6 protein-coding genes are annotated in these 7,141 nt (G+C 74.7%); 2 read left to right on the forward strand and 4 right to left on the reverse strand.

The features are described from left to right. Positions 1-177 precede the first annotated feature (177 nt). From E2C05_RS26380 to E2C05_RS26390, 3 genes are all read right to left on the reverse strand, one after another. Entirely contained in the window at positions 178-1,596 is a 1,419-nt protein-coding gene (locus tag E2C05_RS26380; protein WP_133222637.1) for an HlyD family type I secretion periplasmic adaptor subunit, read from the reverse strand. A gap of 6 nt (positions 1,597-1,602) precedes the next feature. Further along, the gene (locus E2C05_RS26385) at positions 1,603-3,747 is read right to left on the reverse strand and encodes a peptidase domain-containing ABC transporter (protein ID WP_133222638.1); all 2,145 of its coding nucleotides are present in this window, start codon (positions 3,745-3,747) and stop codon (positions 1,603-1,605) included. A 117-nt stretch (positions 3,748-3,864) separates the two neighbouring features. Then, positions 3,865-4,686: an aldo/keto reductase gene (locus E2C05_RS26390; RefSeq protein ID WP_133222639.1), complete on the reverse strand. Its 822-nt coding sequence runs from the start codon at positions 4,684-4,686 to the stop codon at positions 3,865-3,867. 353 nt (positions 4,687-5,039) lie between these two features. Here E2C05_RS26390 and E2C05_RS26395 point away from each other — a divergent pair, with 353 nt between their 5' ends. Then, a complete protein-coding gene (locus E2C05_RS26395; protein ID WP_133222640.1) occupies positions 5,040-5,579 on the forward strand; it encodes a metallophosphoesterase in 540 nt (179 codons plus the stop codon). Here the strand turns inward: E2C05_RS26395 and E2C05_RS26400 are convergent. Next, the gene (locus E2C05_RS26400) at positions 5,533-6,285 is read right to left on the reverse strand and encodes a glucose 1-dehydrogenase (RefSeq protein ID WP_133222641.1); all 753 of its coding nucleotides are present in this window, start codon (positions 6,283-6,285) and stop codon (positions 5,533-5,535) included. The genes E2C05_RS26395 and E2C05_RS26400 overlap by 47 nt on opposite strands. A gap of 211 nt (positions 6,286-6,496) precedes the next feature. Here E2C05_RS26400 and E2C05_RS26410 point away from each other — a divergent pair. Next, the coding region (locus E2C05_RS26410; protein ID WP_205083087.1) for a hypothetical protein at positions 6,497-7,141 on the forward strand (645 nt) is incomplete at its 3' end.

Below are 7,141 nucleotides of genomic sequence, written 5' to 3' on the forward strand. Positions count from 1 at the left end.
CCGTGCCGGAGAGTAGCTGGTCCAGCAACTCATCGGCGATATGTGGCGCTTTCCTTCGAGCCATGGGGGAGGTCCTTCCTTTCCCTCATGACCGGCAACACACGAAAATGCCGACAGTCCCGCCCAGGGGCCCGGCCGGCCGCGATGCCGGGACCGGGCGAGCAACCCGTGCCGGCCTCAGGGCTCGCGCAGGCTCTCCTGCAGGCCGCGCAGGATGGGGAACAGCAGGTAGGAGAGCAGGCTGCGCTCGCCCGCCTTGATCTCGGCGGTCAGCGTCATGCCCGGGATCAGCCGCGAGCCTTCCGGCAGATGCCGCAGCGCCGGCGCGTCCAGCGCCACCTGGGCACGATGCACCGCGCCGGCCTGGCCTTCCGGCGCCAGGCTGTCGGGCGCCACCGCGCGCAGCCTTCCCTGCACCGCGCCATGCCGCTGCCAGGGAAAGGCATCGACCTTCAGCACCACCGCGTCGCCGGCGCGGACATGGCCGATATCGGCCGAGCGCAGCGCGATCTCGGCGATCAGCGGCGCCGCCGCGGGCACCAGGCTGACCAGCGGCTCCGCCTCCCGCAGCACGGAGCCGACCGAGCGCCGCGCCACCTCCAGCACCGTCCCGTCCTCGGGCGCGGTGACCAGCGTCAGCTCGGCCAGGCGCGACGCCTTGCCGAGCGCCTCCTCCACCCGGGCCAGCTCGGACCGGGTGCGCACCGCCTCCTCCAGGATCTGCCGGCGCCAATCCTCCAGCAGCCCGGCCCGCTCGGCCCGCTTCGCCTCCAGCACATGGCGCAGCTCGGCCGTCCGGCCGCGGCCCTGGTCGCGCTCCCGCTCCGCCCGCAGCCGGTCCGCCCGGGCGCCGAGGAAGCTGAGCCGGGAGCCGACTTGGCCCTGCATCAGCCGCCCGCGCATCTCCTCCACATCGCGGGCGATCGCCGCCTGCTCGGCCAGCACCGCATCGGTGGCCTCCAGCGTCCGGATCGCGGTTTCCTGGCCGCGGATCTCCTCCTCCAGCCCGCGCAGCCGCGCGGCGAGGATCGCCTGGCGCCGCGCCTGCAGCGCCGCCTGCAGCAGCGCTTCCAGGTCGGCGCCGCCGGGGGGCAGGACGCGGCCGTCCAACTCCGCCTCCAGCCGCGCCAGCTGCGCCGCCAGCGTCGCGCGCTGCGCGGCGAGGGCGGCGCGGTCGGCCTCGGCGAAGCTCGGGTCCAGCACCGCCAGCACCTGCCCGCGCCGGACGATGTCGCCGGGCTTCACCCGGATCTCCCGGATCACCCCGCGCTCCATCGGCTGCAGCACGATGGGCGGCGCATCGGGCGCCAGGCGGCCGCTGCCGGTCACCACCACGTCCAGCCGGGCCAGCGCCGCCAGCACGAGCAGCGCTGCGAAGAGCCCGGCGACCAGCCAGAAGACCCCGCCCAGCAGCCGCGGCGCCGGCTCGGCCAGCAGCGCCTCCAGCTCGTCCTGGAAGCCGATTGCCTCTGGCGCCAGGCGGGCCGGGGCGGGCCCGCGCAGGCGGCGGCGCAGCAGCCGGCGCGGCGGCGCGGTGGGAAGCTCCTCCCGCGCCGCCTCGGCCCTGGCCCGCAGCCGTGCCAGCAGGTTGCTCATCGCCGGTCAGGCCGGCTGCAGGTGCTGGGTCTGCTGCTGCCAGAGGTGGCGGTACACCTCGCAGCGCTGCAGCAGCTGGGCATGCGGGGCGAAATCCACCGCCCGGCCGCGGTCCAGCACCAGGATGGCGTCCGACCGCACCAGGGAGGCCAGGCGGTGGGAGACGATGACCATGGTCCGCCCCGCCGCGATCTCCGCCAGGTTGGACTGGATGATCGCCTCGCTCTCGGGGTCGAGCGCGCTGGTCGCCTCGTCGAAGATCAGCAGCCGCGGCCGGGTCAGCAGGGCGCGGGCGATGGCGATGCGCTGCCGCTGCCCGCCGGAGAAATTGCTGGCGCCTTCCTCGACCAGGGTGTCGTAGGCGAGCGGCAGGCGGGCGATGAACTCGTCGGCGCCGGCGAGGCGGGCGGCCTCCAGGATCTCGTGCAGCGGCGCCTCGGGCTTGGCGGCGGCGATGTTGTCGCGCAGCGTGCCGCGGAACAGCAGGTTCTCCTGCAGCACCACGCCGACGCCGCGGCGCAGGTGCTCGAGGTCGATGTGGCGGATGTCGACGCCGTCGAGCTGGATCAGCCCGTCCTGCGGCAGGTGAATGCCCTGGATCAGCCGCGTCACCGTGGTCTTGCCGGAGCCGGAGCGGCCGACCACGCCGATCACCTGGCCTTCCCCGACCGCGAAGCTGACGCGGTCTAGCGCCGGCGTCGCCGCGCCGGGATAGCGGAAGGTGACGCCGTCGAAGCGCAGCGCGCCGCTGATCGGCGGCCGCGCCAGGCGCTGGCGCGGGCTGCGCTCGGGCGGGGCGTTCATCACCGTGCCCAGCATGCGGACCGACAGCGCCGCTTCCTGGTATTCGTTGATCAGGGCGACGATCTGCACCAGCGGCCCGGTCACCCGGTTGGACAGCATGGTGAAGGCGACCAGCGCCCCCACCGTGAGGTGCCCGTCGAAGACCTGCAGCACGCCGATGCCGAGCACGGCCATCTGCATCAGCCGTTCCAGCACGCCGGTGATGACGCTGCCGGCGGCGCCGACCTGCCCGACGGCGGCATGGCCGCGCACCGCCTGCGCCACCTGGCCGTCCCAGGCCTGCTGCCGCGCCGGCTCCATCACCAGCGACTTCACCGCCCGCATGTTGTGCAGCGTCTCGACCAGATAGGCCTGGCGCGCGCCCTCGGCGGCGTAGAGCCGGTTCAGCCGCGCCTGGAAGGCCGGCACCAGCCCGGCGATGACCAGCGCGATGGCCGCCGAGAAGCCCAGCACGACCATGGTCAGCACGCCGCTGTAGACCGACAGCAGCACCAGCAGCACCGGCAGCAGCGCCGCGTCCAGCAGGGTCTGGAACAGCCGCCCGGTCAGGAAGTGGCGCAGCTTCTCGGTCTGCTGCATGTGCCGGGCCAGGACGCCGGCCGGATGGCTCTCGAAGAAGGACAGCGGCAGGGACAGCAGGTGGCGGAAGGTGCGGGCGCCGAGCCTGGCGTCGATCCGGTTGCAGGCCAGCAGCATCAGCCGCTGCCTGGCATAGCTGAAGAAGCCGTCGAACACTGCCAGCAGCACGAAGACCAGCACCACCACCAGCAGCGTCTGGTAGGACTGGTGCGCCACCACCTTGTCGATCAGCACCTGGAACAGCAGCGGGACGGCGAAGGCGATCAGGTTGGACAGGATGGCGGCCATGGCGACGCCGGCCAGGAAGCGGCGATGCCGCAGGATCTCCGGCAGGAACCAGCGGAAGCCGAAGGGCTGTTCCTCGGACAGCAAGGCGGGGGCGCGGCGGCGGCAGAGCAGCAGCGTGCCATCCCAGGCTTCGAGGAACTGCTCGGGCGGGACCAGCTGGACGCCCGCGACCTCGGTCGCCGGGTCGAGCACCGCCGCCACCTGCTGCCCGTCCGGCCCCGGGACCACCTGCACGAGGATCACCCAGGACCCGTCACGGCGCACCGCCAGCGCCGGATAGGCGGTGCCGAGGCCGGCCGCCTTGTCCCACCCGCAGCGGCGCAGCACGCGCGCCTGCAGCCCCGCCTTCCGCATGGCGCGCAGCACGGGCGGCAGCATGTCGGGGCCCTCGATCGGGGGCAGTTCCTCGGGCGCCAGCTGCACGCCATGGTGCATGGCGACCAGGAACAGGCACCGGAGGGCCGTCAGTTCAGGGGCCAAAACGTCTTGTCCGCCTCGGATTTGGGCGGAGGCTAGGCGGGGCGGGCTTGCGGCGTGGTTAAGGGGGCGGCGGCAGCGGCAACCGGGGCACGCCTCGGCGCGGCCGCCGCGCCGGGATCAGGCGTCCCAGTCGGCGACGAAGCCCGGATCCACCAGCCGGCGCGACTTCGGCAGGGCGGCCAGCGCCGCGAGGTCCGCGGCGTCCAGCGCCAGCGCGGCGGCGCCCAGGTTCTCCCGCTGCCGGGCCGCCGACGCCGCCTTGGGGATGGCCGCGACCCCCGGCATGGCCAGCAGCCAGGCCAGCGCCACCTGGCCGGCGGTGGCGCCATGCTTCGCCGCGATGGCGCCGATCGCCGGGTCCCGCGTCACCGCCCCCTTGGCCAGCGGCGTGTAGCTGGTCATCACGATCCCCTGCGCCCGGCAGATCGCCAGCAGGCGCGGCTGGCCGAGATAGACATGGTGCTCCACCTGCAGGCAGGCGATCGGGGCGAGGCCCAGCGCCCGCTGCAGCAGGCCGGGCGGGAAATTCGCCACGCCGATGGCGCGCGCCAGCCCGTCCTCCCGCAGCCGCGCCAGGGCCGCGAGCGCGTCGGGCAGGTCGAGTTGCGGGCTGGGCCAATGGATCAGGAACAGGTCCATCCAGGCCAGGCCGAGCCGCCGCAGGCTGTCCTCCGCGGCCCGCCGGATCGCGGCGCCGCGCGGCTTGTCGTTCCAGACCTTGCTGGTGAGGTAGACCTGCTCCCGCGGCAGGCCGCTGGCGCGGATGGCGGCGCCGACCGCCTCCTCGTTGCCGTACATCTCGGCGGTGTCGAGATGGCGGTAGCCCATCGCCAGCGCGGTCTCCACCGCGCGCTGGCAGGCCGCCCCGCGCATCGGCCAGGTGCCGAGGCCGAGGCGGGGCATGCGGGTCAGCGGGCTCTCGAAGACGGGGATCGGCATGCGCGGGGTCCTCCGGCCGCCGGGCGGTCCCGGCCGCGGCGCCGGGCGGCGCCGGCCGGACTCCAACCCGGCGGGTCCCCGGCGTCCAGGCCTGCACGCGGCCAGCCCCGGCGGCAGGCCGGCATGGCGGCGCGGCCGGCACCGCCCACCGCCCGTCGGCCATCATGCTCGTCCGGGCGCCTGGCGGTTCCGCAGGCAAGGTGCCCTTGGCGCATGCCGGTCGCCGGGCGCCGCCGCCAGGGCAAAGGGAGGCCAAGGCCGCAGCCGGCGCATCGCACTGTCCCTTGGGTGCCGGGCCGGGCCGGGGCATTCCCGCCGGCCCGCCGCCGGCGCAGGATGCCGCCGGGGCGCGCATGACGGTCTTCTTCACCGCGGATACGCATTTCGGCCATGGCGGGGCGCGCGGCCTCTATCGCCGGCCCTTCGCCTCCGTCGCCGCCATGGACGCGGCGATGGAGGCGCGCTGGAACGCCGCGGTGGGGCCGGAGGACGAGGTCTGGCATCTCGGCGATGTCGCGCTCGGGCCGGCGGTGCGGGACCTGCCGGCGCGGCTCGCCCGGCTGCACGGCCGCAAGCATCTCGTCACCGGCAACAATGACGGGCCGGCCACGATCGGCCTCGCCGGCTGGGCCAGCGTGCAGCCCTATGCCGAGATCGCGGTCGCCGGCACCGGCCTCGTGCTCTGCCACTACGCCTTCCGCAGCTGGCGCAACCAGCACCGCGGCTGGTGGAACCTGCATGGCCACAGCCATGGCCGCCTGGCGCCGCTGCCGCGCCAGGCCGATGTGGGGGTGGATGCCTGGGACTTCCGCCCGGTGACGCTGGAGGAGATCCTGGCCGCCCGCCTCAGCAGGCGAGGTAGCCGCCATCCACATGCAGCTCCGCCCCGGTGATGTAGGAACTCTCGTCCGAGGCGAGGAACAGGATGGCATAGGCGACCTCGTCCACCTCGCCGGAGCGGGCGAGCGGGACATGGCCGAGCATCTTCGCGCGGAAGACCGGGTCGGCGGTGGCGCCGCTGGTGCGCATGGGCGGCATCAGGCCGGGATGGATGCTGTTTACCCGGATGCCCGCCGCGCCTTCCTGCACCGCGACCGACTTGGTCAGCAGCCGCACCGCGGCCTTGGAGGCGTTGTAGGCGCAGTGGATGCGTTCCTGCCCGACCACGCCGCTGATCGAGGACAGGTTGACGATGGAGCCGCCGCCCGCCGCGCGCATGGCGGCGACGCCGTGCTTGACGCCGAGGAAGACGCCGCGCGCATTGACGGCCATGATCCGGTCCCACAGCGCGGTGTCGTAGAGGTTGTTGGTGGCGCTGCCGGAGATGCCGGCATTGTTCACCAGGATGTCGAGCCGGCCCCAGGCGCCGGTGACCTCGGCCAGCGCCGCCTCCCAGTGCGGCTCCTCGGTCACGTCGAGGCGGAGGAAGCGCGCGGTGCCGCCGGCCCTCTCGATCTCCGCGACCACGGCCTTGCCCTCGGCCTCCAGCATGTCGGCGACGGCGACCTTGGCGCCCTCCCGCGCCAGCAGCCGGGCGGTGGCCGCGCCCATGCCGCTGGCCGCGCCGGTGACGAGCGCGATCTTGTTGGCGACGCGCATGGCGGTGTCCTCCCCCGTCTCTGTCGTTGCCGGCAGCCTCGCAAGCGGCCGGCGGCGCGGCAAGGGCGCGCTCCCCACGGCTTCGTGCGACGCCGCCGGTAGGCGCCCGGCAGAATCGTATACTAATGCTGTCTCGGCGTGCGGTCCCCGCGGGCCGCGCGCCGGCCGGGCGACTGGGTGCCCGCGCCGCGCGAGCAGGGGAGACGCCGCCATGGTGCATCATCGGCCAGGACGCATCCGGTTCCGTATCCGTCTGGCATCCCAGCGCGACGCGGATTTCTTCGAGGATGGCGAACTGCCGCCGCCGCCGAAGCCCGTCATCGCGCCGGCGCCCACCATCTCCCGGTTCGAGGACATGGCCAGCAACCTGGCCTGGGCCCGCGCCGCCCTGCACCGGCGCCTGCGCGGCGACCTCGGCTGGGGCGAGGCGGCGGGCATGGGCCTGTACGGCGCCCTGCTGCTGATGCTGCTCGGCCGGCAGATCCCGCATGCGCCGCAGGAAGGCCTGCCGCTGCGCGATGCTGAGGGGGTGCTGCCGGTCGCCGCCGCCGGCCATGGCCATGCGGTGCCCGGCGATACCGCCCTTGCCGCGGCCGAGGCAGCGGGCACCGGTGCCGAGGCGGCCGGCCAGGCCGAGGCTGCCTTCGCCGGCGCCGACCCGATGCCCGGCCTGCCGCGCGGCCTGCACGGTTCCGGCGGCGGGCCGTTGCCGGCCTTCGGCTGGGCCACCGAGGCGAACCCGGCCACGGCCTTCGCCGACCCGGCGATCCAGCGCGCCGTCGCGCCCGGGGAGCCGCGCCCGCTGCTGGCCAGCCTGCCGCAGGGCGCGCCGGTCGGGCCGGAGGCGGCGACGCCA

The sequence above is a fragment of the Paracraurococcus ruber genome (assembly GCF_004353985.1).
Lineage (GTDB): Bacteria > Pseudomonadota > Alphaproteobacteria > Acetobacterales > Acetobacteraceae > Paracraurococcus > Paracraurococcus ruber.